Annotated in this window: 29 protein-coding genes and 1 pseudogene; 5 read left to right on the top strand and 25 right to left on the bottom strand. The window is 41.1% G+C overall.

Going from position 1 to position 23,906, the window contains the following annotated elements; translation table 11 throughout:
- Positions 1 to 46: 46 nt before the first annotated feature.
- The 5 genes from MHH52_RS10745 to MHH52_RS10725 form a co-directional block, all read right to left on the bottom strand.
- Positions 47 to 535, bottom strand: coding sequence for a DinB family protein (locus tag MHH52_RS10745; RefSeq protein WP_340008503.1), 489 nt, complete (start codon positions 533 to 535; stop codon positions 47 to 49).
- Between the two features lie 15 nt (positions 536 to 550).
- Positions 551 to 994: a GNAT family N-acetyltransferase gene (locus tag MHH52_RS10740; protein WP_340008501.1), complete on the bottom strand. Its 444-nt coding sequence runs from the start codon at positions 992 to 994 to the stop codon at positions 551 to 553.
- Between the two features lie 21 nt (positions 995 to 1,015).
- A complete protein-coding gene (locus MHH52_RS10735; RefSeq protein WP_340008500.1) occupies positions 1,016 to 1,879 on the bottom strand; it encodes a HAMP domain-containing sensor histidine kinase in 864 nt (287 codons plus the stop codon).
- Between the two features lie 591 nt (positions 1,880 to 2,470).
- The gene (locus MHH52_RS10730) at positions 2,471 to 3,889 is read right to left on the bottom strand and encodes an NAD-dependent malic enzyme (RefSeq protein WP_340008498.1); all 1,419 of its coding nucleotides are present in this window, start codon (positions 3,887 to 3,889) and stop codon (positions 2,471 to 2,473) included.
- Positions 3,890 to 3,973: 84 nt separating this feature from the next.
- Complete coding sequence (locus MHH52_RS10725) at positions 3,974 to 4,474, bottom strand: GNAT family N-acetyltransferase (protein WP_340008497.1); 501 nt, start codon at positions 4,472 to 4,474, stop codon at positions 3,974 to 3,976.
- 190 nt (positions 4,475 to 4,664) lie between these two features.
- Here MHH52_RS10725 and MHH52_RS10720 point away from each other — a divergent pair, with 190 nt between their 5' ends.
- Positions 4,665 to 5,660, top strand: coding sequence for an acryloyl-CoA reductase (locus MHH52_RS10720; RefSeq protein ID WP_340008495.1), 996 nt, complete (start codon positions 4,665 to 4,667; stop codon positions 5,658 to 5,660).
- A 54-nt stretch (positions 5,661 to 5,714) separates the two neighbouring features.
- On the opposite strand, the gene MHH52_RS10715 is transcribed toward MHH52_RS10720, so the two are convergent.
- A complete protein-coding gene (locus MHH52_RS10715; RefSeq protein WP_340008493.1) occupies positions 5,715 to 6,533 on the bottom strand; it encodes a cupin domain-containing protein in 819 nt (272 codons plus the stop codon).
- A gap of 184 nt (positions 6,534 to 6,717) precedes the next feature.
- On the opposite strand from MHH52_RS10715, the gene MHH52_RS10710 reads away from it, so the two are divergent.
- Positions 6,718 to 7,575, top strand: a complete 858-nt coding sequence (locus tag MHH52_RS10710; protein WP_340008491.1) for an alpha/beta hydrolase — start codon at positions 6,718 to 6,720, stop codon at positions 7,573 to 7,575.
- Positions 7,576 to 7,676: 101 nt separating this feature from the next.
- Here the strand turns inward: MHH52_RS10710 and MHH52_RS10705 are convergent, their stop codons facing one another.
- The 8 genes and pseudogenes from MHH52_RS10705 to MHH52_RS10670 form a co-directional block, all read right to left on the bottom strand.
- Positions 7,677 to 8,171 carry a hypothetical protein gene (locus tag MHH52_RS10705; protein WP_340008489.1) on the bottom strand — a complete coding sequence of 165 codons (495 nt, stop codon included), beginning with the start codon at positions 8,169 to 8,171 and terminating at the stop codon, positions 7,677 to 7,679.
- Between the two features lie 147 nt (positions 8,172 to 8,318).
- Positions 8,319 to 9,076: pseudogene (gene fetB / locus MHH52_RS10700) on the bottom strand (iron export ABC transporter permease subunit FetB).
- Entirely contained in the window at positions 9,073 to 9,786 is a 714-nt protein-coding gene (locus MHH52_RS10695; RefSeq protein ID WP_340008487.1) for an ATP-binding cassette domain-containing protein, read from the bottom strand. Before MHH52_RS10695 ends, fetB begins: the two are co-directional and overlap by 4 nt.
- 155 nt (positions 9,787 to 9,941) lie before the next feature.
- Entirely contained in the window at positions 9,942 to 11,351 is a 1,410-nt protein-coding gene (locus MHH52_RS10690; RefSeq protein WP_340008485.1) for a glycoside hydrolase family 9 protein, read from the bottom strand.
- A gap of 35 nt (positions 11,352 to 11,386) precedes the next feature.
- Positions 11,387 to 11,566, bottom strand: a complete 180-nt coding sequence (locus tag MHH52_RS10685) for a cellulase N-terminal Ig-like domain-containing protein (protein WP_340008483.1) — start codon at positions 11,564 to 11,566, stop codon at positions 11,387 to 11,389.
- Between the two features lie 154 nt (positions 11,567 to 11,720).
- On the bottom strand, positions 11,721 to 12,470 hold the full coding sequence (locus MHH52_RS10680) for a GTP pyrophosphokinase family protein (RefSeq protein WP_042187155.1): 750 nt from the start codon (positions 12,468 to 12,470) through the stop codon (positions 11,721 to 11,723).
- An 86-nt stretch (positions 12,471 to 12,556) separates the two neighbouring features.
- Positions 12,557 to 12,940, bottom strand: coding sequence for a hypothetical protein (locus tag MHH52_RS10675; RefSeq protein WP_340008482.1), 384 nt, complete (start codon positions 12,938 to 12,940; stop codon positions 12,557 to 12,559).
- A 103-nt stretch (positions 12,941 to 13,043) separates the two neighbouring features.
- Positions 13,044 to 13,622 carry a TIGR00730 family Rossman fold protein gene (locus tag MHH52_RS10670; RefSeq protein ID WP_340008481.1) on the bottom strand — a complete coding sequence of 193 codons (579 nt, stop codon included), beginning with the start codon at positions 13,620 to 13,622 and terminating at the stop codon, positions 13,044 to 13,046.
- A gap of 96 nt (positions 13,623 to 13,718) precedes the next feature.
- Here MHH52_RS10670 and MHH52_RS10665 point away from each other — a divergent pair, with 96 nt between their 5' ends.
- Positions 13,719 to 14,036, top strand: a complete 318-nt coding sequence (locus tag MHH52_RS10665; RefSeq protein ID WP_340008480.1) for a MazG-like family protein — start codon at positions 13,719 to 13,721, stop codon at positions 14,034 to 14,036.
- Between the two features lie 74 nt (positions 14,037 to 14,110).
- On the opposite strand, the gene MHH52_RS10660 is transcribed toward MHH52_RS10665, so the two are convergent.
- From MHH52_RS10660 to lepB, 3 genes are all read right to left on the bottom strand, one after another.
- Positions 14,111 to 14,971 (bottom strand): alpha/beta hydrolase, encoded by an 861-nt coding sequence (locus MHH52_RS10660; protein WP_340008478.1) that lies wholly within the window; start codon positions 14,969 to 14,971, stop codon positions 14,111 to 14,113.
- Between the two features lie 264 nt (positions 14,972 to 15,235).
- On the bottom strand, positions 15,236 to 16,273 hold the full coding sequence (locus MHH52_RS10655) for an HD domain-containing phosphohydrolase (protein WP_340008477.1): 1,038 nt from the start codon (positions 16,271 to 16,273) through the stop codon (positions 15,236 to 15,238).
- A 126-nt stretch (positions 16,274 to 16,399) separates the two neighbouring features.
- On the bottom strand, positions 16,400 to 16,897 hold the full coding sequence (lepB, locus tag MHH52_RS10650) for a signal peptidase I (protein ID WP_340008476.1): 498 nt from the start codon (positions 16,895 to 16,897) through the stop codon (positions 16,400 to 16,402).
- Positions 16,898 to 17,105: 208 nt separating this feature from the next.
- Between lepB and MHH52_RS10645 the strand changes: the two genes are divergently transcribed.
- Complete coding sequence (locus tag MHH52_RS10645; RefSeq protein ID WP_340009593.1) at positions 17,106 to 18,044, top strand: alpha/beta hydrolase; 939 nt, start codon at positions 17,106 to 17,108, stop codon at positions 18,042 to 18,044.
- Positions 18,045 to 18,157: 113 nt separating this feature from the next.
- On the opposite strand, the gene MHH52_RS10640 is transcribed toward MHH52_RS10645, so the two are convergent.
- Both MHH52_RS10640 and MHH52_RS10635 read right to left on the bottom strand, forming a co-directional pair.
- On the bottom strand, positions 18,158 to 18,553 hold the full coding sequence (locus tag MHH52_RS10640) for a DUF4265 domain-containing protein (RefSeq protein ID WP_340008475.1): 396 nt from the start codon (positions 18,551 to 18,553) through the stop codon (positions 18,158 to 18,160).
- 368 nt (positions 18,554 to 18,921) lie between these two features.
- Positions 18,922 to 19,779 carry an SDR family oxidoreductase gene (locus MHH52_RS10635; RefSeq protein WP_340008473.1) on the bottom strand — a complete coding sequence of 286 codons (858 nt, stop codon included), beginning with the start codon at positions 19,777 to 19,779 and terminating at the stop codon, positions 18,922 to 18,924.
- A 198-nt stretch (positions 19,780 to 19,977) separates the two neighbouring features.
- Between MHH52_RS10635 and MHH52_RS10630 the strand changes: the two genes are divergently transcribed.
- Positions 19,978 to 20,754 carry a hypothetical protein gene (locus MHH52_RS10630; RefSeq protein ID WP_340008471.1) on the top strand — a complete coding sequence of 259 codons (777 nt, stop codon included), beginning with the start codon at positions 19,978 to 19,980 and terminating at the stop codon, positions 20,752 to 20,754.
- A gap of 18 nt (positions 20,755 to 20,772) precedes the next feature.
- Here the strand turns inward: MHH52_RS10630 and MHH52_RS10625 are convergent, their stop codons facing one another.
- From MHH52_RS10625 to MHH52_RS10600, 6 genes are all read right to left on the bottom strand, one after another.
- Complete coding sequence (locus MHH52_RS10625; RefSeq protein WP_060622455.1) at positions 20,773 to 21,564, bottom strand: lipid II flippase Amj family protein; 792 nt, start codon at positions 21,562 to 21,564, stop codon at positions 20,773 to 20,775.
- Positions 21,565 to 21,588: 24 nt separating this feature from the next.
- Positions 21,589 to 21,999 carry a DUF2809 domain-containing protein gene (locus MHH52_RS10620; protein WP_340008469.1) on the bottom strand — a complete coding sequence of 137 codons (411 nt, stop codon included), beginning with the start codon at positions 21,997 to 21,999 and terminating at the stop codon, positions 21,589 to 21,591.
- A gap of 9 nt (positions 22,000 to 22,008) precedes the next feature.
- A complete protein-coding gene (locus tag MHH52_RS10615; RefSeq protein ID WP_340008467.1) occupies positions 22,009 to 22,434 on the bottom strand; it encodes a hypothetical protein in 426 nt (141 codons plus the stop codon).
- A complete protein-coding gene (locus MHH52_RS10610; protein WP_340008465.1) occupies positions 22,431 to 23,018 on the bottom strand; it encodes a histidine phosphatase family protein in 588 nt (195 codons plus the stop codon). Before MHH52_RS10610 ends, MHH52_RS10615 begins: the two co-directional genes overlap by 4 nt.
- A gap of 18 nt (positions 23,019 to 23,036) precedes the next feature.
- Positions 23,037 to 23,510, bottom strand: coding sequence for an NUDIX domain-containing protein (locus tag MHH52_RS10605; protein WP_313638682.1), 474 nt, complete (start codon positions 23,508 to 23,510; stop codon positions 23,037 to 23,039).
- Positions 23,511 to 23,718: 208 nt separating this feature from the next.
- A complete protein-coding gene (locus MHH52_RS10600; RefSeq protein WP_156113097.1) occupies positions 23,719 to 23,865 on the bottom strand; it encodes a hypothetical protein in 147 nt (48 codons plus the stop codon).
- Between the last annotated feature and the right edge of the window lie 41 nt (positions 23,866 to 23,906).

Here is a 23,906-nt window from a genome sequence, read left to right as displayed (position 1 = left end):
AATAAAAAGCGGAATTCCAAATTCCGGATTTCCGCTTTTCTATAATTCAAGAAGATTGTAGGCTATCCATAAGCCCTTTCCCGATCAAATTAGCCGATACTGGTTGTTTATCAATTTTTCTTGCCCAGACAGACAACTGTCCGACATGATGAATCTCATGAGCGATCACATGGCGTATCACTTCGCCCCAAGTATCAGTCACGACTCGACCATCCGTCAGGTGATCCTCAAAAACATTCCGCTCCAAACCCTCATGCCAAGAAAGTACAAAGGATTCCACCTCGGACCGGAATTTCGCATCCAGCTCTCTTACCTGCTGCAAAGATTTGTAATGCTCGAAGTCCTCCTGAAAATCCGGTTTACCTTGCAATACTTGAATCCAGCTCCACTCCACATCAACTATATGAAAGAGGGTCTTAAGAATGCTGCCTACACCGCCAGTACGAGTTGCTAGCATCTCTTCCTCAGAAATATCTTCGCACCACTCGTACCATTGTTCACGGACCATCCAGTTATATTGAAAGAATGTTTGCAAATCAAAAACCTCCTTTTAATGGGAACTTAGATGTTTCCGGTACCCCTCGACTTTCTCATCTCTATAACCTAACGATTCATAAAAAATATGCGCTTCCTTCCGCTTCTCTCCAGAGACTAAAATGATATATAAACAATCTCTTTCATGGGCCATTTTTTCAATAGCGAGCATGAGTTTTTTACCAACACCTTGACGACGGGCACGCGATGAAACAACCACGTTCTCAATCACCATAAACGGTTTACAATCGCCTATTAGATCATGACAAATGATACCCATCAAAGATCCCATCAGTTCACCTTCCACAAAAGCCCCCAACAAGATGTACCGACTGTCGGCCTTAATCACTTTAAATACTTCCTCAAGCTTGTTTGGGTCAGACGGATGATTCATCAACTCTTGATATAAATCACCAAGTTCATGCAGAGACTCTAATTCTATTTCTTTGATAACGACCATGATTGTTCATCCTGCTTTCTCTTAATTGTGTTTACGATTCTCATACGTAGCTAAAAAGCGAATAGTAACTGTTGTCCCAATACCTTTTGAGCTATTATAGTAAATTTCCCCATCATATTTTTCTACAATATTAAAGCAAATCATTAACCCTAAACCAGTCCCATTACTTTTTAATGAATAAAAAGGCGTGCCCAGCGACTTAACCTCAGCCTCGGACATTCCACTTCCTTCATCGATGATTTTTATCTCGATAAAATTATTATTTCTATTTGCTATGACTGAGACGGATTTACCTACATCCGAGGCTTCTAGCGCATTTTTTATAATATTAATGAGTAACTGCTTAAACTCAATTTTATTAATGGAAATAAAACAATCTTCCTCTACCTTTATATCAATTTGATTATCAGATAGCATGGCATAGGAATGAAGCAAACCCGCAACACTTTGAACAACATCCTTCACATCTACTTTCTCGAGTCTTTGATCTCCATTTGGTTTTGAAAGGGTTAGAAATTGAGAGATTATCTGTTCTACTGTGTTTAATTCATCAATCATTAAGTTGAACTTACTTTTCTTAGGATCATCAAATGAGGCATCTTCTTTGAACAATTGCAAAAAACCTCTAACCACAGTTATTGGATTTCTAATTTCATGCGCAACAGCAGCTGTTAATTGCCCTACCATCTTTAAACGCTCGGATTGCTGTAATTGTTCATAATACAGTTGCTGCTTTTTCATCCGTTTAAATGATAAATGAAAAATGAAAAATAATAACACTTGAACAGCTATAATGTTTATAATATTGCCTACAATGTCATGATGTAGATTGGTGTATAATTCGCTTTTATCAATAAAGATGACATAACTAAAAGTAATCACCATTAATATTCCATTTATAATAAAGGAAAAGTAGAACAATTTTAAATCAAAAAATAGAATAGAAAGTGCAGGAATAAGACAAATCAAAATATATGTGGTCCAAGTTTGAGGATATAAAAAGAAAAGAGTATAGAAGTAAGCAAATCCAAAAAGAATGATGATCTTTCTAAAAGTATATGTCTCATACTTAGGATAGATCCATAAACAGACGGATAGAAACATTACACAAAAAAAATGTACAATATATCCAAAATTAATCCCATTCAACTCTGTTGTAGACAATATTAATCCAGATATCATAAGAACAATGACTATTAACATTACAATATAATAGATTTTTCGATTCACCTGACTGTAAAACTCTTTCATGAATTCACCACTTCTAAATTAATATAACCCTTTTCGAAATAATACCCTTTCTAGAGGCAAAATTTAAGGGCACCCACTTGGATGCCCTTTCTACATATAATTGCATCAATCTTATTTAATTCATCTCATACATTATAGTAATTATATCAGCCACTTTACTAAAATGGGAATATATACTTTTACCGCTCTCTCACAAAGCAAAGCAGTCCATTTATAGTATCGCTTTTATTCCATATCCTTAGCAATATCCTTAGGAATCCTACGGGCCACATCTGTTGCAATAGCCGCGTGGATCACCGCCAGACGCACTAACTCTACCACTTTTTCGTTAAAAATACTTGGGATCACGTATTGCTCATTGACTTCATCCGGATGAACGACTGAAGCAATCGCTTTTGCCGCGGCTAGCTTCATTTCAAGGTTCACTGTTTTTGCTCTGCAATCCAGTGCACCACGGAAGATACCCGGAAAACACAGCACATTGTTGATCTGATTCGGATAGTCACTTCTACCCGTCGCTAACACGCGAACAAAAGGCTCGGCCAATTCTGGTTCAATCTCCGGTGTCGGATTAGCCATTGCAAACACAATATTATCGCTGGCCATGCTCTTGAGATGATCGACGGATAGAATCCCACCACGTGACACCCCAATAAAGACATCTGCTCCCTGCATAACCTCCGTCAGTCCACCTTCAATACCTTCCGGGTTAGTTGCATCAGCAAGCTTCCGCCATTCCTGATTATCATACTGAAGATCTTTTCTAAGAACACCTTCACGATCTACCGCATAGATTTTGCGAGCTCCTGCTGCCAGAAGCATATTACAGATGGACACCCCTGCCGCACCTATACCTACAACGACAATTCGAACATCTTCGATAGATTTATTTACTACTTTAAGTGCATTCAAAAGACCTGCCAAAACTACAACAGATGTACCATGCTGATCATCATGAAATACCGGAATATCCAGCTCTTCGGCAAGCCGACGTTCAATCTCGAAACAACGCGGAGAACTGATATCTTCTAAGTTGATTCCCCCAAATCCAGGAGATACTGCTTTTACGATATTAATGATTTCATCAGGATCTTTAGTATTTAAGCATAGTGGAAAAGCATCGATGTTCGCCAATTGCTTAAACAGCATAGCCTTACCTTCCATAACAGGCATAGCCGCCTCCGGTCCAATATCCCCTAGTCCAAGCACAGCCGTACCGTCTGTAACAACGGCTACTGTATTCCGCTTCATCGTCAAAGAATAGGCTTTGTTCGGATCTTCGGCAATCGCCGTACACACTCGGGCAACTCCCGGGGTATACACCAGCGATAAATCCTCCCGATTTTTGATAGGCATTTTAGGTGTAATTTCAATCTTTCCGCCTAGATGAGCTAGAAAAGTTCGATCTGACACATTAATTACTTTGACTCCTGGCATCTTCGATAGTATAGACATGATTTCTCCATTCGAGGCATCTTGCACGTTTATTGTTATATCTCGAGTTGTTACATCCTTACCTGCACGGATCACGTCAATAGCGACGATATCTCCGCCTGCAGTGGCAATTCCTGAAGCAACATCACCAAAAGAAGCAACCGATTTCCGAATTTCGAGCCTGACAATCATCGTTGTTGCAATAGCCATGAATTAGCCTCTCTTTCTTCAACCCTAAGATTTCAAATACACTATACTATACCATTTAAACAAACTTTCTTCCTATTGAATAGATCACCTTAGCATTTTTCTTAATATAGTATTCCCTTCGGCACCAGGACCAAACACATCAGGGATTGTAGCGACGGGCACAAAGCCATTTTTTCCATAAAAAGCAATCACATCATAATCTTCTGCATACGTCATCATAAGTAAACAGTAAGCTCCCCTACTCTTAACAACCTCTTCTACATGCTGAAGTAGGATACCGCCTATTCCTTTTCTTCGATGATCTTTACTTACCCCAATGTCGAGGACTTCAGCTCTCGCTCCAAGCGCGGGAATGCCAATCGGTGCTTCCTCATGTAGAACGGCAACAATACCAAAAGTATCGTCTTGTTCATTCTCATGATAGGCATAAAACAACGCCCCACGCTCAAAATGTGATTGAATACGGCGTCTTAGCCACCGCTCATGGTCGGGATCATTTCTGTTCAGTTTGTTATGTTCAACCTCGGCTAAGAGGTCCAAATACGGTTCGATCTCATGTTCATGGACTAATTTTATTATAGACATTTCAACAACTCTCCCTCAAAAAAATAGATATACCGACAGTCTGAACATAACACGTCCATTGTACAAATAACATGGAGAGTTTGATTATAATCTTACTTGCGTTATATCATAGACAACCGCAAGTTGACTAGGCAGAATAAATATTATATACATTGTCTTATCAATAACGTAGTTGAAGGAGCTTACACTTATGACAGAATCATTTCAAGCATTGGTTGTCGACAAAACAGAATCATCGTTCTCCGTCGCCGTTAAACCAGTTACCTTAGAAGACCTACCCGCTGGAGAAGTCGTAATTAAGGTTGCATACTCCAGTGTGAACTATAAAGACGGGTTAGCGAGTATCCCGAGCGGAAAAATTTTAAGATCTTATCCATTTATCCCAGGTGTGGACTTATCCGGTACTGTAGTATCCTCCACAGACGAGCGGTTTAGTGAAGGACAGCAAGTCATTGCAACAGGGTATGGTATGGGTGTATTTCATTTTGGAGGGTATAGCGAATATGCACGTATTCCTGCTGCTTGGATCACTCCTCTTCCGGAAGGACTTACACTAAGAGAAGCTATGATCTATGGTACAGCTGGATTAACTGCTGCCTTGTCCATTCTAGCGCTAGAAGACCATGACTTATCGCCGGACAAAGGAAAGGTGCTCGTAACGGGAGCAACCGGAGGTGTGGGTGGATCAGCTATCGCCATGCTTAGCACAAAAGGCTATAGCGTAGTGGCCAGCACTGGTAATACCGGAGCAAACGACTATCTAAAAGCTATTGGTGCGGAAGAGGTCATTTCACGCGAAGACGTTACTGGCAGTTCAACCAAACCTTTAGACAAACAATGTTGGCAAGGAGCTGTAGATTCTGTTGGCGGAAACTCACTTGCCGCCATTTTGAGTAAAATCTCCTACAGAGGTTCTGTTGCTGCAAGTGGCCTGACCGGAGGTACTTCTGTTCCAACTACCGTCCTTCCATTTATTCTTCGGGGGGTAAACCTGCTCGGTATTGATTCCGTAGAGTGCCCTGCTGAGCTTCGCGGAAAGGCGTGGACACGGATGGCAACTGATCTGAAGCCTGCACAGCTTGAGAACCTTGTAGATCGTGAAGTAACCTTAAATGAATTGCCACAAGCATTGGAAGATATTCTGCAAGGAAACACACGAGGCAGAGTACTTGTCCGTGTATCTTAAGCCATAACAAGTAAACCTCCCGAGAAATTTAATCTCGGGAGGTTTTTTGCGTAGTTACTCTTGATTATTCGAATATTGATAATTCGGCTGTTGTTGTACATAAGGCTGTTGGCGATAATGCTGTTCATAGCCTTGATTGTAGTATCCTTGCATTGGATAAGGCTGATATGTGAATGCCTGTATTGCTTGGGGCATTTGTGAAGATATCGGGATGGGTTGAGCTTGTATATGAGCATATGGCTGCATGTTAGGTTGCATATTTTGATGCATGTTAGGTTTCATATTTGCATGCATATTCATATTTGGAGCCATATTTGGAGCCATATTACTGACTCCCTTTACTTTATCTTCCTCACAGCAGTCGGCAGGCGGGCCAATGAAGGTTCCCGGTTTGATCGGAGCCAATGTTTCCTTTACCAAGGCTTCATTCAAACAGTAAGTATGAGCCAATACATTCGCAGGAGTTTTGCTCAGGATATCCGAGCCTAAGATGACCTCTGGAATAGGGGCATTAAAAATCGCGAGTAAATGTGTATTATCGGCGGTTGCTACCTCATAATGCCACCAACCTTGCGGTACGTTTGCCACTTGACCGGGACAAATCGGGAAATGCAAAAGTTCATTTGTAAATGGATTGATTAAGGACACTACTGCTGAACCGCAGATACAATAGACGAGCTCTGCCGCATTTTGATGATAATGGGGTTCCACCACATTCGATTTACTAAGAAAAATATCAAGAAGCGAAGTATTCTCCAGTGTGTTCAACTGCTTAACTGATAGCATATTGATGAAGTTGTGGGCATCCTTTTTAAATAGAGTGTTAGTGTTCACATCGAAAGTGAATTGTGTATCAGGGGACGTATAGTCCATGTATGAAGTCACTGTTTATTCCTACCCTTCTGTTCCTATAAATTTTGAATTCCCTAGAACAACATATGCGTTTGCCTATGCCTAGGTGCCGGAGATCCACTGACTCCATTAAAAATTCATCTTTCCCTGTTAAACGGGGTATCCTCTATAGTGTTAAATTCTCACACTACACAGGAGGCAAAGTATGAAATCGATTCACACTAAAATAGTATTAGCGTTATGTATCACTTTTTTCTCTATTATTGGTTTACTGCCTATCTATCAACACTCGGCGGTTGCAGCCGCTGACCACAAATCATCTACCAAACAAACTCCATTAACCTTTGTTCTAATTCATGGGTCTTGGGCTACAGCAGGTTTTTGGGATGAAACAGCAGCCGAGCTTCGTAAGTTAGGGCACACCGTCTACACACCGGAATATGCGGGACATGGCGCGGATAAGAATAATAATGTAACACATGAGCAGATCACAAAGTCCGTTGTCGACTATATCAAACAAAAAGACTTGAAGAATTTTATTCTGCTCGGACATAGCTTTGGGGGGTCAGTCATTCAAACAGTTTCCCAGCAAGTACCTGATCGGATCAAACGGATCGTGTTCTTCGATGCCTTCGCGCCGCTTGACGGCCAAAGTGTGGCGGATCAGTTTCCTGCTGAGTCACTTAAATCCTTTGAACAGCTTAGAGACGCTTCCGGTAATAACACCATCACGCTCCCTTTCCCGCTCTTCCGGGATACATTCGTAAACACTGCAAGTCTTGCGGAAGCACAAGCCTTTTATAAACAAGCTCCACCTGAACCAGCTACTCCACTATTCGAAAAGCTAGATCTCAAGAAATTCTACAGTCTCCAAATCCCTAAAAGTTATCTTTATCTGACGGAAGACACGGCTATCCCACAAGGCCCATATGGGTTTCACCCGACTCAGTCCAGTCATTTGGGCGTTTTTCGCTTCATCGAGGGCAAAGGTGATCATATGACTACTGTCCGAACTGAACCAAAAATGATGGCCGAATTGATGGTCAAGGCGGGTAGAGATTAGGCGCGTAATAGCGGAATAATGCATTCAGTCAGTAAAAAAGAGCAAGCGTACGGGAATGTTCCCTATTACGCTTGCTCTTTTTCCAATTCTCCATATAACATTTAAGGATTCGGTTTCACTCCGGTAATCACCCAGCTATTATGATCTTTAACAAGTGAGATTGTCAGTAGCATTGATGGTTCTGGACCATTTGAGGTTGCGGAATCTATGCGCATTTCTATGACCTCTGAATTCGGGTTAATTACTGTTTCTTTAGTAATCTCGTACTTTGTGATCCATGGGCTGGATACGCCAGTTACCCAGTTCAGTTCAACAAACTGCGGATACATAACCTTTTTGAAGTCTTTGGAGAAGATCGAATATTGAATCGACGCATTCCGGTGCTGCAAACCGAACCCGTATAGCTCAGCCGCTTGAAATGCAGTTGGCAATATAATTCGTTTAGACTCGGGGGCTGGCAAAGGCATTGCTGAGAGCAACTTTCCATTAGACTGGACTACCGTTCCGTTATATGGCGCACCTATTGCGATTCCTGGCAAAAGCAATACGCCAGCGACTAGGGCGACCGCCAATTTCTTTGTGCTAATTAGAATCACCTCATAGATAGCTTTTTCACCACTTGTGAATTGAATTCTAATTATTCCCCGTGATCGCTAACTTTTATGTATTCAAAGAGCTCTATAATGCCAACAAAAAAAGCGACCGTGATAATGACGGAATCGCTTGTGAGAAATAGAATTCTATTATAGTTCTACCGATTGCTTAAGCCGTAGGTCCGGTGTGAAAAAGAGTCGGTAGCTCAGCATACTAAGCAGTATACTTGTTATGGCTGCTGAAGCGGTGAATGAGAATACAATCAGAATCTGGTAGCGAACAGCGATTACTGGATCTGCGCCTGCAATAATCATACCCGTCATCATACCTGGAAGCTGGACAAGTCCTACTGTCTTCATTCCGTCGATGGTTGGGATCATACTGAATTTCACAGATCTTTTTCTAACTTCATGGATCGCCTGTGGAACCGTTGCACCAAGTGACAGCAGGGTCTCGATTTCCCCTTTGCTCTGCTGTATTTCGTGCTTGATATGGTTAATGAACAAACCCGAGACAACCATAGCGCTACCAATGGTCATGCCACTAATTGGAATGATATATTGTGGGGTCGCCTCAATAATATGTAAGCCAAGCAGAATGCCCATCATGAGAAGTTCCATAGTAGCGATCGCAAGTCCAATTCTCCAGACTAATCCACGTAGCTCTTTCCCTCTTTTCGCTGCATTCCATGCGGCTACGCTTATCATGAAGATAATAATCAAAATGACATAGATCATCTGATCAGTTTTAAAAATAAATTGCAGTACATATCCGACCGCAAGCAATGAATCGCCGACCTTATAGTGCCTACAATAATGTCTTTTTCGAGTCCGAGCTTTTGCCAAACCGAGACCAACATCGTCCCTAACACAAACAATAGCGTAAAACTCAATGCAGTATAACTCATATAAATGACGCTCCTTCTAACGGTCGAACAAACCTTTTGGCCAAAGCTTCCGCAGATTCAGCAAAAAAAGATTCACTCAAGTGTTGTTCCAGCTTACCTTTCCCCATAAACCATGTAGTAGTGCTAATTCGGCTAGCCTGTTTAAGGTCATGGGTCACCCAAATCATTGAAGTCCCTTCTTCTTTATGCCACTGTTCTAGCAGATCCTCAACCCTTTGAGTACTGTCAATGTCTAGTGATGCAGTAATTTCATCGAGAAGTAGAACATTAGGTCGCAGCAGCAATGACCGAATCAGGGATATTCGCTGCTTCTCACCGCCAGAGCAATCTGCCGCTTTTTTACTTAAATCCAGTTGTTCCAACCCTAGTTGTTCTAATAGTCTTTCTACAAGTTTAAGATCATAAGGTCTATCATGCAGCTTGCTGACGGTTCTTAGGTTATCCTCCACACTACCAGGCAACATAACCGCTTGTTGAGCCACAAAACCGATTTTCATTCTCCACAGCCTTGAATCCATGCTTTTAAATGAAGTGCCATTGACAAGCATATCCCCTTCATCCGGAGCATCCAGCAGAGCCATTATTCTAAGTAGTGTGCTTTTACCTTGACCCGAGGCACCGATCAGAGCGATCCGGTCCGATTCAGATATTTCTGCGGAGATGTCCGAGAATAGATATTTCGAAGCTTGATCGCTGCTATTCCAGTTCAATTTAGTCTTTGAATTTCAAAAATACTACTCAATGCCTTACCTCCTATTGCCACGCGCAAAAATATCATACCATCTCGTATTATAGCATTTTAGCTAACAAAAAAAGAGAAAGGCATCTTCTCTAAGAGAACGCCTTTCCCTTCAGTGAAATGAAATTATTGATTAAACCGAGCCGTAACGAACACTGCTGGTGAATTCCAGTAGATCGTTACCTCATTCGTGGAATAACTAAGTTCATGATCGGCAAAGCACTGAGCGGCTGGTTTGCCCTGTAGATGTTCTACTACATATTCATCATGGAGCCCACGATCTGGCCCCCCAGATACTAGACCCGGTACTGGATCAGCCACATGATCACCAACAGATGGACGATGATGCGGATGCATCACTGGACGATCGCCAAATCCGGTAACATAACTGATATCCAGTACGTTGCGCCCCATCAGATAGTGCAAATGATCTAGCGCACAGTCTGCAAATCTCGAATCGCCACTAAAATATTCAGCCACCAGCAGCAGCATCGCATTGTTCATTACGAGCATATTGCTACCCCAAATATAGTCATCCTCTTTTAAGGAGATCCTAAAGCCATCCTCATGACTCTGTTCTACTAACCGTTCCCCTTCATCTAGAAGCCCTTCTTTTAAGGATGCATACAAAGCACGGTCTGCTTGGTCTTCACCATTTAACAGATACGCAAGTGTGCCGTATCCCCCCATATCTGCCCAGCCTAGACTGGATTTTGAAAAAGACAACTGCGCCAGCTGTAGAACAGCTTCATGATTTTCTTTTTTCCCCGTCGTACGATAGAGCTCCGCGGCTGCCCAATACCGCTCATCCTTGTCGTTCCCATCTCCATATTCACCGGTGCTAATTTCTGGCGGATTTATAAACCCTGGTGCAGCTGGATGTTGAACAAGCCATTCCCAAGCTAGTGTTGCGGCATCCAGACATTTCTTCGCATAGACTGAGTCAAAGGGCTCATACATCCGTGCTGCCATAGCCATGACTCCAGCAAAATCTCCAGTGGCGGTGGCTGACACCGGTGAGAAATATAGATCTGCTGTATCATCCTCAGGCATCACATCTAGGTCAGGAAAGCTCAGCGTAGTCAGTTTGTGGTACACTCCACCTGTTCTATTGTCTTGCATTTTGAATAACCAATCTAGCTCGACTTTGCATTCCAGCATTACATCAGGCGTCCCCCCACCACTCTCAGGAATCGGGACAGCGCTTACAAAAGCGGATGGATATAACTCATAGGCAAGCAAAAGTTCGGCGATGGCCTTTGCCCCTGGTCCACTATATTTCCCATAATCGCCTGCATCATGCCAGCCTCCAGAACAATCTAGCCGACGCTCCGTTTCACCATATACAATTCCCTCTGCTGTATGACATGCCTTATGCTTCCAATCTCCAGCGTACTCTTCAGTTAACTCAACTCCGCAACGATAATAATAAAAGGCCTTCAGCAAGCCCTGTTGAAGCTCGTGATAAGGTTTATCTGAGATTATAAATGATGCCGAAGCTATTTCCTCACCTTGCTCAATCCGGTATCTGCCCACTGTATGAACCTCAGAAAAATCACCTGTATGCACAGTTACTCCGCTTGCCTCATCAATCTGGAAGTACCTGTCAGCCCTTCGAATACAACATTTCCATGATCAACATCAACAACTTGGAAGTGATGTCCAGCTCCAGTAAACACTGCAATCTTTTCTCCAACCACCGGATATCCAATTTGATTTACAGTAATGGCTCGGAGTGTACGCTCGCTCATCTTCATTCTCCTTCATATCAATTTGATGAAGCCGATGATTACAAGTCTCTCTTTTAAGTTGAGAATACTCTATTCTAGTTGTAAGTGGCAATGATCTATCCAATAAAAAACCTAGAGTTAACCAGAAACGGTAACTCTAGGTGATATGATCAGCTTATTTGTCGCCAAGCAGCTTAATAAAGTTAGCCGGAAGTGTGAATTGCTGATTGTGAATCACTATACGGCGAAGCTCCTCAAAGGAACTAAGATCATCATCTTCATCGTCGTCTTTAATTTCCTTAATGTCACGATGCAGTCGCTCCATCTGTAGGTCAAGTGCATGAGCAGCATCCGCAGCATTTTTCAACTCACGCGTCATGCTCTCTGGTACCGACTTATTATATTTATAAAATATTTTATGTTCGAGGCTTGCCCAGAAATCCATAGCAATAGTACGAATTTGTACTTCTACACATACGAGCTCCTGACGATCGGACATAAATACAGGTACTTGAATCAGCAAGTGAAGGCTCTGATATCCATTAGGTTTTGGATTCTTAATATAATCCTTCACCTCAAGCACTGTTAAGTCGTCCTGCTTCTGAAGCATTTCACTTACATGATAAATATCTGAGATAAAAGAACATGTAATCCGCAGACCTGCAATGTCTTTAATACAATTCCTCACAGAATCTAGAGATAATTCTCCATTCTTGCGGAGCATTTTATTCATAATACTCTCGGGAGACTTGATTCTGGATTTGGTATGTTCAATAGGGCTATAATCATGCAGAGACTGAAACTCCTGCTTGAGAATCTCAATCTTCGTCTCCATCTCATCTAGTGCAAATTTATAAATCAGCATAAAACGTGTGATCTCGTGCTTAAGCTTCTTAAATTGTTCGATCTGATTCTCGGGGGTCATTATCCATTTCTCCTCTTGTAGCATTTCTCTATATTTATCATAGCCAATCCACTAGTGAAATTCAAATTCAGTGGTATGATGTGAGGTTATTCAAAGTTAATTTGATTCAAATCCCATATTTCAAATGGGGTATTAGACAAGGGTTTAGTATAGCAAGCCATTCGTACTTTAAAAGGCTCATCATTAATTTCAACCATTACATCACGAAAATAATCAGGTCTTGGTGCTACTTCAGGAGTTGTAGAGAGGACTTTTATTTTCAAAGGATGCTTCATTAGGCTTATTTCTTTCACTGCATCAGCATCGGAACTATAATTCACTTCATTTATGGTTTGGAGTCTCTGTAAATCCGCATTTAACTGACGTTCAAAATTCCATTTGGAATGCCCAACCTCAATAGTGATCCATCCAATAATAGCTACAATTACAACTACACATAAAATTAATAGTACGTTCTGTTTTACGTTCATTCGCATACCTCCTTGAAGCATACCCATATTCTACCACATCTAATGATTAGCAAAAAAAGAGCTCCCTCTCGACAGCCCTTTCATCTGCTCCAATAGCTCTTTTCTAGTTAAGCTGTTTCCACTTTTGTTCTAACGTCTGGGGAACATAACCTTCCAGTAACCTTAAGAGTTCCAACGGCTCATCTGACACATTTAACAAGCTGAGATGTGAAGCATTAGAGAATCCTTCGTTAATGCTGTTATGAATCAGATGCATCAACGGATCAAAATAATGCCTGATATTTAGAACGCCCACCGGTTTCTTATGGATGCCAATTTGTGACCAGCACAAAACCTCAAACAGCTCCTCATATGTTCCAAAACCGCCGGGTAAAGCAATAAAGCCGTCTGCTAATTCCCCCATTTTTGCTTTACGTCCATGCATATCGTCCACTTCTATCAGCTGCGTTAATTCTCTATGTACCATCTCTCCGTTAAACAATCCTCTAGGCATAACCCCGATTACCTCACCTCCACCGTTCAAAACAGCATTAGCGACTTCACCCATTAACCCAATTCTTGATCCCCCGTAAATTAAGCGATAATTGTTCATAGCCATGTAGTTTCCGAGTTCAACAGCTTTAGCTTTATATTCCTCGTGTGCCCCTAAATTCGATCCTGCAAAAACACAAATTGATCTCAATTCCTCATCTCCAAACTATATATTGATAATATCCGACAACTAATATACTATATGTTGGAGAATAAATCATGTAAAAGATTAGGAGTGCTACATAATATGGAAATCAATGAAGTGCAGAAATGGATTAAAAGTTATTATGGACAAAGAGGCTGGACCGATTATGGTCCTTTTATACGGGTTGGCTTTCTTATGGAAGAAACTGGTGAGGTCGCTCGGGCAGTACGGTCCTATGAAATCGGAAGAGATCGCCCAGATGAATCTACCCCGCCACCAGAGCAACTGAAAAATGACTTGATTGAGGAAATTGGTGATGTGCTAGGAAATATAGCATTGTTAGCCGATTTGTATGGCATCTCTTTAGAAGAGGCATTTACTGCGCATAAGGAAAAATTAGTTAAACGCTTTAATTCCTAAGGAGAAGTAGAAAAAAGGGCTACAATCGGCATCACCGTATTGTAACCCTTCTTTATCTAACTATTTATGCCTCGTTAAGCATTACCACCTGAAGTATGACTCGAAATCGCATTAATTATTGTTTCCCAATCATCCGGGTGAACTTCATGACCCGTTCCTTCTAGGGTTAGTAGCGACGCATTAGGAATTTCATCAGCAAGCGCCAGGCCATGCTCTATAGGAAGTACCGTGTCTTCTACACCGTGGATTACCAATGTAGGAACCATGATATTTTTCGCCTTACCCTCGTATTTATCATCCCCTGTAAGAAGCGCATGATTAAACATACTGAGCAAGTTGTTGGCACGTTTTATTTCCATCCTAACTTGTTTATACGCTCTTTTCTCATCGAATTTATGTTTTGAACCACAGAGTATGCCGGAACCTGAAACCAAATAATCTGCTACAGCTTCTTCATCGGACCAATCCAGAGTAGCTCCATCCGCATGAAAAGCGAGAATCCTCTCATCCATTGGAGGCAAGTTCCGATCATTATCATCAGATTCAAAAAAACTAGATACGATCAAGGTTAAGGTTAGAACTTTCTGAGGATGGCGAATAGCAAGAACTTGTGCAATCATACCACCTAAGGACATCCCCACGATATTTGCCTGTTCTATATTATAGGCGTCAAGTAGCCCCGCAGCATCTTCGGCCATATCCATCACAGTATAATTGGAACTCCCAGGCTCATAAACAACAGAACGTCCCACATCCCGGTTATCATACCGAATAACGTAACGTCCGGTATCTGCTAATCGTTGACAAAACTCTTCATCCCAATAAACCATTGAACAAGTGGCACCCATAATCAGTAATACTGCAGGATTTTTGGGGTCTCCAAAACTTTCCGAACATATATCAATTCCGTTTACTTTAAATATCTTTTCGCTCATTGTTCATTCCTCATTTCATTCGAATTTGGTAATCAAAGAATGCACACTTAAATAAGGACCTGTCACATTTTGAAATAAATGATGACGGTATCATTGAATTGTACCTCGAATTAACGCAAACGAATGAACTTGATAATCACGATAAGCACTCTCCTACTTCATATTAAAGGGTTGTTAACCCAATTTCGATTATAACATAAAAAGACTATCCTCTGATTTTGAATCAGGAGATAGCCTTTCCATTTTTCCAGACAAAACTATTCGTTAAATAAATACTTCCTCAACGGTCAAATTTCGCTCCTTGGATAAATCCCTAAACGTAGTTTCATCTACTTTCACTAACGGTTTAAAAATATCCAAAGGGTTGTTCATAATAATCGTACCTTGCTCTCCGTTGCTAAGCTGAACACTTTTACCTACGAAGTTCGGCAGTAAATGTCCAATCAGAGCTTGTACCGCATTTCCATTCAGCTTGCCAAAGCCCAGCTCATGCACCTTGCGCAGAACGGTAATCAGCCCTTGTTTGGGTTGATTCACTCTTGCAGAGGTCATCCCAACATAGGCATTAGCGACAGCCACAATCAGTGTATACGGGTGCAGGTCCGCCTTACGAAGCATATTAGGATAACCAGTTCCATCCTCGAATTCATGATGCTGAAGCGCCACCAGAGCGGTCTTCTCGTCATTCATAGATTTAAGAATAATATCGTATCCGTATGAAGTGTGACGCTTTAGTTCTTTAGTTTCCTCAGGGGTTAAGATCCCCGTCTTATTTAAGATAGATGGGGCGATCTGACTTTTTCCTATGTCGTGTAAATACCCTGCCCGGCTAATCTCGTAGCGTTCTTCTTTGGTATAACCTAACCAAGTCGCTATGTAAAATGATAGCAGTCCGACCTGTAATGAATGATTGTATGTACCAACGTCTTCTCGTTCAAGCAACAGCAATAAGGATACTACATCCTTATGTTCATCCATTTTTTCCAGCAAGGGCTGCAGCGTAAGATCTACATCTGACTGCGTGAAACTACCCTTACTGAGTGCCTCAAGAAAAATAGATTCATAGTTTTGGATCGCTAGATCAAAGTTTCCATTCAGGCTTTGCGCCAGATTCGTTCCCTCATCATCCATCGCAATGCTGCGAGGTTCAATATCGACATAATCGATACGATGTCTCATCAGGAGGGTGATTTCTTCTTGGTAAACAATTGTCCCTTTTGGGAGCACGTGTAAACCAACACTATTAAAAGTGTCCAACATAAGACAATCGCCATGTTTGAGATCCGTGACATGAGCTTTCAAAATTCTGCACCCTTCCTATCAATAGGTATATTTTACCTTAAGGATAGCTAAATTATTCCAAAGTCACAATATGGTTAAAGTCTCATTAACACTCACAATTAGTTCAAAAGACCCCCGCTACATCACCTAAAAAGGAATACTAAAGTCCGCTATCACTTTTCCAATCAACTGATCCTTCGCTACAAAAGGAGTAGCCCAGAGATGAGCATCATAGCTTATATTCCGGTTATCTCCGAGAAAAAAATAATGATCTGCCGGAACCGTAACGGGTCCAAAAGTATAGTCCATCCGCTCATTAAGATAGGGTTCATTGATCTCCGTTCCATTTCTGTAAAGTGCTCCATCTTTAATTTCAATGGTATCACCTGGTAACCCTATCAACCGCTTTACATATCTTTTATTCTCATCACCTGCTACCGGGGGCGTAAACACGACGATGTCTCCATGATCGAGTGTCGTCATCCATAACATTTTTTCTACGATTAGACGGTCATTAATTTCAATTGTAGGAATCATAGAGCCGGTAGGAACCCTCATGGCTTCAGCAACATAAGTTCTTACAAACAAAGATAGGACCACTGCGATAGCAACACTAGGAAAATATTGTTTGATAAATTTCAACATAATTGCTCACCTCATATTCATTTTATAGACTCTTTGATCGGTGCAGAAGCTTTTTTTCGCTCGTTCATATTCAGTTCATATTGTCGTCATGTAGGGTTCACCTTCATCGGGTAAGCTTTCTTTGGCGAGTCGTTAATATAGCCAGAAAAACTAATGAGGACAGGTGAAGATACGAGTGAAACCAACAGAAGAAATAATAAAAAAAAGGATGGGTAAACCGCTTCGAATTATACTTATTTCCATAGGGGCTTTAGCTACTGCAATAGTACTTTTTCTAGTGACTGTTTTTGTCGCTAATATTTTCTTCAATAAATCGGACCAAGCTAAAATAAAACCCTATGGTCAGTCTGTAAGCGTCGATGGTAAAAATATGAATGTTTTGATTCAAGGAAAAGGTGAAGAGACAATCGTGCTCTTACCTGGTTATGGAACAGTGGCACCGGGACTTGATTTTAAGCTGCTAATAGATGAACTATCTCCATTTTACAAAGTTGTCACGATTGAGCCTTTCGGTTATGGATTAAGTGATAGAACTGAAAAAGAGCGAACCACGGAAAATATTGTGAGTGAGATTCATGAAGCTGTAAAGCAGCTTAATATTGACCGTTATATTCTAATGGCACACTCTATTTCCGGTATGTACAGTCTGAATTATGCGAACAAATATCCAAACGAAATAAGTGCATTTGTCGGGATTGATAACAGTATTGCAACAGAAGACAGAACAAATGTTAAAATACCAACAGGAAAATTAAAACTACTTAGAAAATCAGGCTTGGGCAGATTGTTATTTAAAACAAGTGGAAACCCCTATGTTGGATTGCCGTTTGATGATGAAACTAAAGAACAATTGAGATTGTTTACACTTAGAAACACTTATAATTACACTCACTTAAATGAAGCGGAACATATGTCTTCTAATTATAAAGGGGCTCTAAATTCAACTTTTCCAAAGGATCTTCCCCTTTTGCTCTTTGTACAAGGGGATGATACTCTCTTAAAGGATTGGATATCATTGCATGAAGAGCAAGTCAAAAATTCCGTACAAGGAAAATTGGTAAAACTTGATGCAGGACATTATCTGCACCATACCAAATCAAAAGAAATCGCCGAAAATTTTAAGACGTTTATGGAAGAAATAAAATAAAAAGCGTTTCTTCTATTCTCCATGCTGCGGCCATCATGTGCAAGTTTCCTTGCATTTCATGACGCAGCATTTTTTTCTTATTCATACTTCGTTAATATTTACGTACCCTACTTCTAAAACCGCTCAATAATGCGATTCATTTCCCCATCTACGTCGATCAAAGTATTCTTAGGAATATGAATGACCAACAAACCGCCAAAGATCTGTTCACATTTCCCATCATTCTCTGTGATCCGTTGTTTAAAAGCAGAAATGGCTGCTGAATCAACAGCCTCTTTACTGAGGAGCCAAGCGTACCTTTTGAAATAAGATTTCTGTACAGTTTCCTGATAGTAATAGATCCCTAGTTCTTCTTTCACCCGTATAATATCACCCATTGTAACACTTGGATTAAAAATCGGTGTCTCTTCGATGCGGTATTTATCTTTACCAACTGGAGTAACATCAAGGATTTCAATTTCACGGCCTGCTGGATCGAAGCAAATATGTAGTCCTGATGAATCTAGCATCGGCACACCTCAATTCTATTCAAAATCTGATCTTGATGATTCTAAATAACACAAAACACAATAAATACATTAAGCTTGTAATCCCGAACAACCTGAAGATTCCCGGCGTTAAAAACATATATAAACTGTATGGAAAACTCCAAATAAAGGCGAGAAGCATGAGAAGACTTCTGTTTAAAGAGACACCTATCGCAAATAATCCGGCAGGCAATACCAACATTACCATACTTATTATAATACTGGATTGATTCGTAACCTCAGCATAAGGATTAATGAATATAAATATAAACCATAAAAAAACGGTCATCAAACTGGATACATATCCAATGAGTTTAATGATTGTTAAGTTTATGGATTGCTCCATTCCATCACCTCAATTCTTTCGCAATAATTCTCTCCAGCCATTTCCACGGGAGCAGCGTTTTGCCTAAGATCAAGATCCGGGTGCCTTTGCCGATAGGGTACCGAAGCCTTGGTGACTTCATTTCAGTAATACGACCGATGAGATCTGCCACTTGCTTTGGATCAGGTGCAGTTTCAGCGGTATGCTTGGAATATCGTAGCACAGCGTCCAGACGGTCTCTATAAGGAGAATCCTCGGCTTGACGAATTTGTGCCATTCCTTTTCCCCAAATCGGAGTACGGAAGGAGCCAGGTTCAATTAATACTACACGTATTCCATAAGGAGACATTTCATGACGCAGACTTTCACTGAATCCTTCTACTGCAAATTTGGAAGCTGCATATGGAGCATACCCCGGAAACCCAGACAACCCGCTTATACTCCCCACGTTAATAATCGTACCACTTCTCTGTTCTCGCATAACTGGTAGCACAGCTTTTGTCACCGCGACTAATCCGAAAAAATTCGTCTCCATTTGCTGGCGCCATTCCTCCATGGTTAGCTCTTCTATGAAGCCACCTATAGCAAAGCCTGCATTATTTACCAGAACGTCAATTCTTCCGAATGTTTCGTGCACTGAGGATAAAGTCGCCTGTATAGAATCATTATCGGTAACATCCATGGTCATAAAATGAAGTTGCTTCAAGAGTCCTGCTTGCTCTGCCTGCTGTTCAAGCTCGCCTTTACGACTCAAATCGCGCATGGTTGCTACAACCTTGAATCCCTGTCCAGCTAGTTTGAGGGCTGTGAGCAGTCCAAATCCACTAGAGGTTCCGGTTATTAAGGCCACTCGATCATGCATTCGATCTAGATGTGAATTCATCTTTGACTCTCCTTATGTTTCATTATTATTCAAAAAAGCAAACAAATGTTCCATTTCGGGTTGACTATCCATTAATTTCAAGTTATAGTAAGTGTATCATTTATATTTCTGCGGGAGAAGCACCTCGCAAGATAGGCATTCATGCCTATCTTGGAGGTGCTTTTTTGCGCGCATAGACTAATTAAGGAGCTGAAATGAATGATAATTAACAAATTCAGTTATTTTAAGAAGCTTGTCCAATTAATCCTTGTAGTAGCTCTCCTCAACAGCAACCTTACAATGGCTTCTGCAGGTACAGATTGGGATTCTGCCTTAGATGACATTAACGGTCTCCATGGTAATTATACCTCGCTTCAAGTAGCCCTCAAGTCCGATAGCTCAAAAATTCAAATGCTGCGTAAGCAGAACAATGAAACGCTGAAATCTATTCACTCTGTCATAGAGTCAACAGATAAGGCTCTGCTGAGTCGCTTATCTTCTGAAGCCACGTCAGCTCAGAAGAAACATGCTCCCCTACTGGAACAATACAGCACACTCAGTAAGCAGTCTACCGCAGCCAAGAAAGCTAGGGACTTAAAGACAGCCACTCTCCTTGATCTAAGACGCAATAAGCTCAAGGCTACGGTAACACTCGCTCGAACTGAAATTAAGGCGAAGACAGATGCGTTGGCAACTGCCCGCAAGCAAACCGCTGCTAAGCTCAAACCAATCAAAGATGCGCTGGCACCGATCACAGCTTTGAAGAAGCAAATTACAGCAGAGAACAAGAAGATCGCTGTAGCACAGAAAGTTCGCTCAGAAGCAGATAAACAATATAAATCGGCTGTAAAACAAGGGGATGCTATTACGGCAGCAACAAAAATGAGATCATCCTATGAGCAAATGATGCAGATTCATTCCATGCAGAAGAATATTTACAGCTGGGAGCAGAAGATCTCGCTAGCTCTACGAGCAGCAGAGTCTAAGCTTCCATAATGATTCACCCCTACCGGCTCATATCAGCTTCACTAACATACTAATTAGTTGGGCTGCGGGTACAATTAGAAGCTGAGCAAATATAGTACCTAGAAATCGTGACCCCATCAATACCACATATATTTTCCCTAGCTGATCACGGTATTCTACATTTTCAGTGGCCTTATGGGTAATAAGACCAAGCTGCGGGTCGATAAATATGGTCAGCAGTATAGTCGCCATTCCGTTAATCAATCCTGAGGCTTGAGAAGCAGTCGTGCTATATTGAGGCATTAGATGAGCAGCGTACAAAGATGATATGACACCTACGGTGTAAAAGGCTGTAACAAAAACATTCATAACAATAAAACGTTTAGGAATTCCCAGGTATCTGAAGTTATATAAATTCACTTTTGGTTTTCTTATGTATTTTCTAGTATTCTTTAACTGCCCAATGGTTACGCTCGTAAGCAGCTTAGGAATAGAACCCTCGATCTCTAGCTTAGATATGATTCTCCCAAACAAGCCTACAAAGGTAGGAAAAATAGCAATGGCTATTAATGTCCCTAATGAAGAAGCTAATAATATAATTCTCAAGTAATTAAGAAGTGGAAAATCAGAATGTATTTTGGCGTAGTCTACGAATTTAGCCGTTAGTGGAGCTTGAATCATGTTTGCAGTTCTTGATACGAGAACAATAATGCCTGTCAGAGACAGAGCAATTGCTATCTTGTTCAGCTTCACTCCGGCGTATCTTACCGAATAGGATAAGGTTTCCGCTGTATGAATAATCATTGTAAGCAAGCATACTACAATCAAGCTATTTACCATTTGTAGGTTCATCTCCAATAAAAGCTATTTATCTATTTGGTGCAGTTTTGGACGAAAGTATTGATCCAATCCATAAGAAAGCGTAATTCCAACGGTATATCGAACAAGGTCAATCCAGAGGAATCCCTTTCCGAGAATCAACCCACCGATTATGGTAGCACGGATGCTGTTGATCCACTCCGCTTGATACAGTTGGCTTAATTCTACGCCGAAGCTAAACATTAGACTCCACACAAAAGCGATCCACAGTTTCCGATTCACTAGCAGTACGCGAAACATAAAGTAAACCATGCTGCCCCAAAGCGCATCTCCAAAATGTCTTGTTACAAACAAGGGTAGCTGTTCAGAGAATGCTCTAGAGCATAACCCCAGTACAATAACAATTAGGCAGATGCATCCATAAAAAAATCTTTCTTTTAGATCTTTGACTCTCATTTTCAACCTCTATCCAGCGTCTGACTTGAAGCTTATGCTTGCGATAATATTAATCATCACGATATAAAACGGATAAATAATCATGGCCCCTATTATGATTAAACCTGTTACCGGTACTGGTTTATCAGCAGATTCTGTAATTGGGAACCATGCTGCAAATAAATTAATGAACAGAACCAAATAGGGAAACCACAGGATCGTAGTGAAATACATAGATCTTTTACCGCTCAAATATTTTTTTGTCGTCCAAACAAACCCTATAGAAAAAAATATAAATAACACAAATATGAAGATAAGCAGCAAGTTATTCACTTTATCCAGCTCCAAGCCAGAAATTCTACTAATTCGATAAATATTCACTAGGAGCTCTATTACGACAAACATCATAAAAGCATAGAGTGCGCTTAATACATTAAGCTTAATAAAATATTTCATTTGCTCAGTACTTCGGAGTTCCACATTCGTTCTACAGTAGTAAGCTCAAATTCATTAAATTCCAGCTTATAAATATCTGGTTTGGAAGTCTGTTCAAAGAACTCATAACCATACTCTTTATTAAAGTAATTCAGGATAATGGTCAGGATATTCCCGTGCGTACCTAGTGCAATTTTGCCGCCTTTATGCTGTTGAATCAATTGCTTCATGATGGGAATCGCACGTTCCTGAGCTTCCTGAGTACTCTCTCCATTTGGCATTTTATATTGTAAGTCTGTGAACGATGTCCGGATACCCTGAAGAAATTCTTGTTCACTGATCTCGATCTCCACGCTTGCAATGGCTCTTTCTCTAAGTTCCTCATACAGCTCAATCTCTTGATCTGAAGCTTCAGCCAAATACTTAATCGTATCAATGGCTCGTCTATAAGGACTGGAGACAAAATGCGTGATCTCTTCCTCCGCCAATATTTCTTTAACTCTATAAGCATCCTCATGCCCTTTATCGGATAATCCTCGTTCCCTCTCATCCCCAAGCACAAACGGTGAGACTGCGTGCCTAATCATATAAATAAAAGTCTTCATGAGTTACTCCTCTCCAGCTCACTCAAATATCGTTTTTGCTATTTCGCGGTCTTTCATAAAAATCTCCACTGGATAAGGAATGGTCATCTCGGGTAGCTCACCCTCTTTAAAAAACTTAAATTCTTCGATTTCCCCATCCATCGCTCTCAGCGATCCACGGATGATAGAGCACTCAAATACGATGACTGTATATTCCACCTGATCGCCGTTACTATACTCGTATCTATATTTCCCTCCACCAAAAACCCCAAGAATGGAAGTGGGATGCACCATTAATCCAGTCTCTTCATATACTTCTCTGCGCAAAGTTCTTCCCGGACGTTCCCCTGGTTCGATGGCTCCTGCTGGCAATCCCCACAAGGACTCTTCAGGTTTTCGAATAAACAGGATTTCATCTTCTTTATTTCTTATTACTGCAGCTACAGAAGGCATCATTAATAACTCCGATCCTACTTTTCCTCGGATCTCCTGATAATACTCAGACATCGGCACGTTAATCATCCATCCTCTCTCACCGTTTAGTAGAACATCATCATGTTTTCCTCTGGCTTCCCAAAAACCCACATTATGTATATTAGACATCTCTGTGATGGAATCCTTTAGATTCAGCAATATGCTTAGCGTGGAACAAAAAAAGCTTCCGAACGGCTCAATAGTTTCTGAGGTCCGGAAGCAGTTACAATGAGGTGAGACTTTGAACTTAGTGTTTCCCTTTGTAGCCGGCAAGCTGTACGATCATGATTACAAGAACGAGCAATGAAATGAGCTGATCAATACTCATCTGCGTCCGCCTCCAATCCCAAATGAAGGATGGCTCTTCGGACGGCATTTCCTCTCCCAAGGACACTGCTTCGTTCCCCTTATACACATTATGTAACATGAGTTCCA

It is taken from the genome of Paenibacillus sp. FSL K6-0276 (genome assembly GCF_037977235.1).
Classification (GTDB): domain Bacteria; phylum Bacillota; class Bacilli; order Paenibacillales; family Paenibacillaceae; genus Paenibacillus_AQ.
Note: the sequence above shows the minus strand (reverse complement) of the source record. Positions and strands in the feature narration are given on the sequence as shown.

Bases quoted from the DNA above. Each gene is read 5' to 3' on its own strand.
- MHH52_RS10635 (WP_340008473.1), bottom strand. From the start codon at position 19,779: ATGAATTCACATCTAGATCGAATGCATGATCGAGTGGCCTTAATAACC.
- MHH52_RS10615 (WP_340008467.1), bottom strand. From the start codon at position 22,434: ATGAAATATTTTATTAAGCTTAATGTATTAAGCGCACTCTATGCTTTT.
- MHH52_RS10620 (WP_340008469.1), bottom strand. From the start codon at position 21,999: ATGAGAGTCAAAGATCTAAAAGAAAGATTTTTTTATGGATGCATCTGC.
- MHH52_RS10725 (WP_340008497.1), bottom strand. From the start codon at position 4,474: ATGTCTATAATAAAATTAGTCCATGAACATGAGATCGAACCGTATTTG.
- lepB (WP_340008476.1), bottom strand. From the start codon at position 16,897: ATGTTGAAATTTATCAAACAATATTTTCCTAGTGTTGCTATCGCAGTG.
- MHH52_RS10730 (WP_340008498.1), bottom strand. From the start codon at position 3,889: ATGGCTATTGCAACAACGATGATTGTCAGGCTCGAAATTCGGAAATCG.
- MHH52_RS10685 (WP_340008483.1), bottom strand. From the start codon at position 11,566: ATGAGCGAGCGTACACTCCGAGCCATTACTGTAAATCAAATTGGATAT.
- MHH52_RS10645 (WP_340009593.1), top strand. From the start codon at position 17,106: ATGGGTAAACCGCTTCGAATTATACTTATTTCCATAGGGGCTTTAGCT.
- MHH52_RS10720 (WP_340008495.1), top strand. From the start codon at position 4,665: ATGACAGAATCATTTCAAGCATTGGTTGTCGACAAAACAGAATCATCG.
- MHH52_RS10665 (WP_340008480.1), top strand. From the start codon at position 13,719: ATGGAAATCAATGAAGTGCAGAAATGGATTAAAAGTTATTATGGACAA.
- MHH52_RS10625 (WP_060622455.1), bottom strand. From the start codon at position 21,564: ATGGTAAATAGCTTGATTGTAGTATGCTTGCTTACAATGATTATTCAT.
- MHH52_RS10660 (WP_340008478.1), bottom strand. From the start codon at position 14,971: ATGAGCGAAAAGATATTTAAAGTAAACGGAATTGATATATGTTCGGAA.
- MHH52_RS10715 (WP_340008493.1), bottom strand. From the start codon at position 6,533: ATGGACTATACGTCCCCTGATACACAATTCACTTTCGATGTGAACACT.
- MHH52_RS10610 (WP_340008465.1), bottom strand. From the start codon at position 23,018: ATGAAGACTTTTATTTATATGATTAGGCACGCAGTCTCACCGTTTGTG.
- MHH52_RS10675 (WP_340008482.1), bottom strand. From the start codon at position 12,940: ATGAACGTAAAACAGAACGTACTATTAATTTTATGTGTAGTTGTAATT.
- MHH52_RS10630 (WP_340008471.1), top strand. From the start codon at position 19,978: ATGATAATTAACAAATTCAGTTATTTTAAGAAGCTTGTCCAATTAATC.
- MHH52_RS10680 (WP_042187155.1), bottom strand. From the start codon at position 12,470: ATGACCCCCGAGAATCAGATCGAACAATTTAAGAAGCTTAAGCACGAG.
- MHH52_RS10735 (WP_340008500.1), bottom strand. From the start codon at position 1,879: ATGGTGATTACTTTTAGTTATGTCATCTTTATTGATAAAAGCGAATTA.
- MHH52_RS10710 (WP_340008491.1), top strand. From the start codon at position 6,718: ATGAAATCGATTCACACTAAAATAGTATTAGCGTTATGTATCACTTTT.
- MHH52_RS10740 (WP_340008501.1), bottom strand. From the start codon at position 994: ATGGTCGTTATCAAAGAAATAGAATTAGAGTCTCTGCATGAACTTGGT.
- MHH52_RS10640 (WP_340008475.1), bottom strand. From the start codon at position 18,553: ATGCTAGATTCATCAGGACTACATATTTGCTTCGATCCAGCAGGCCGT.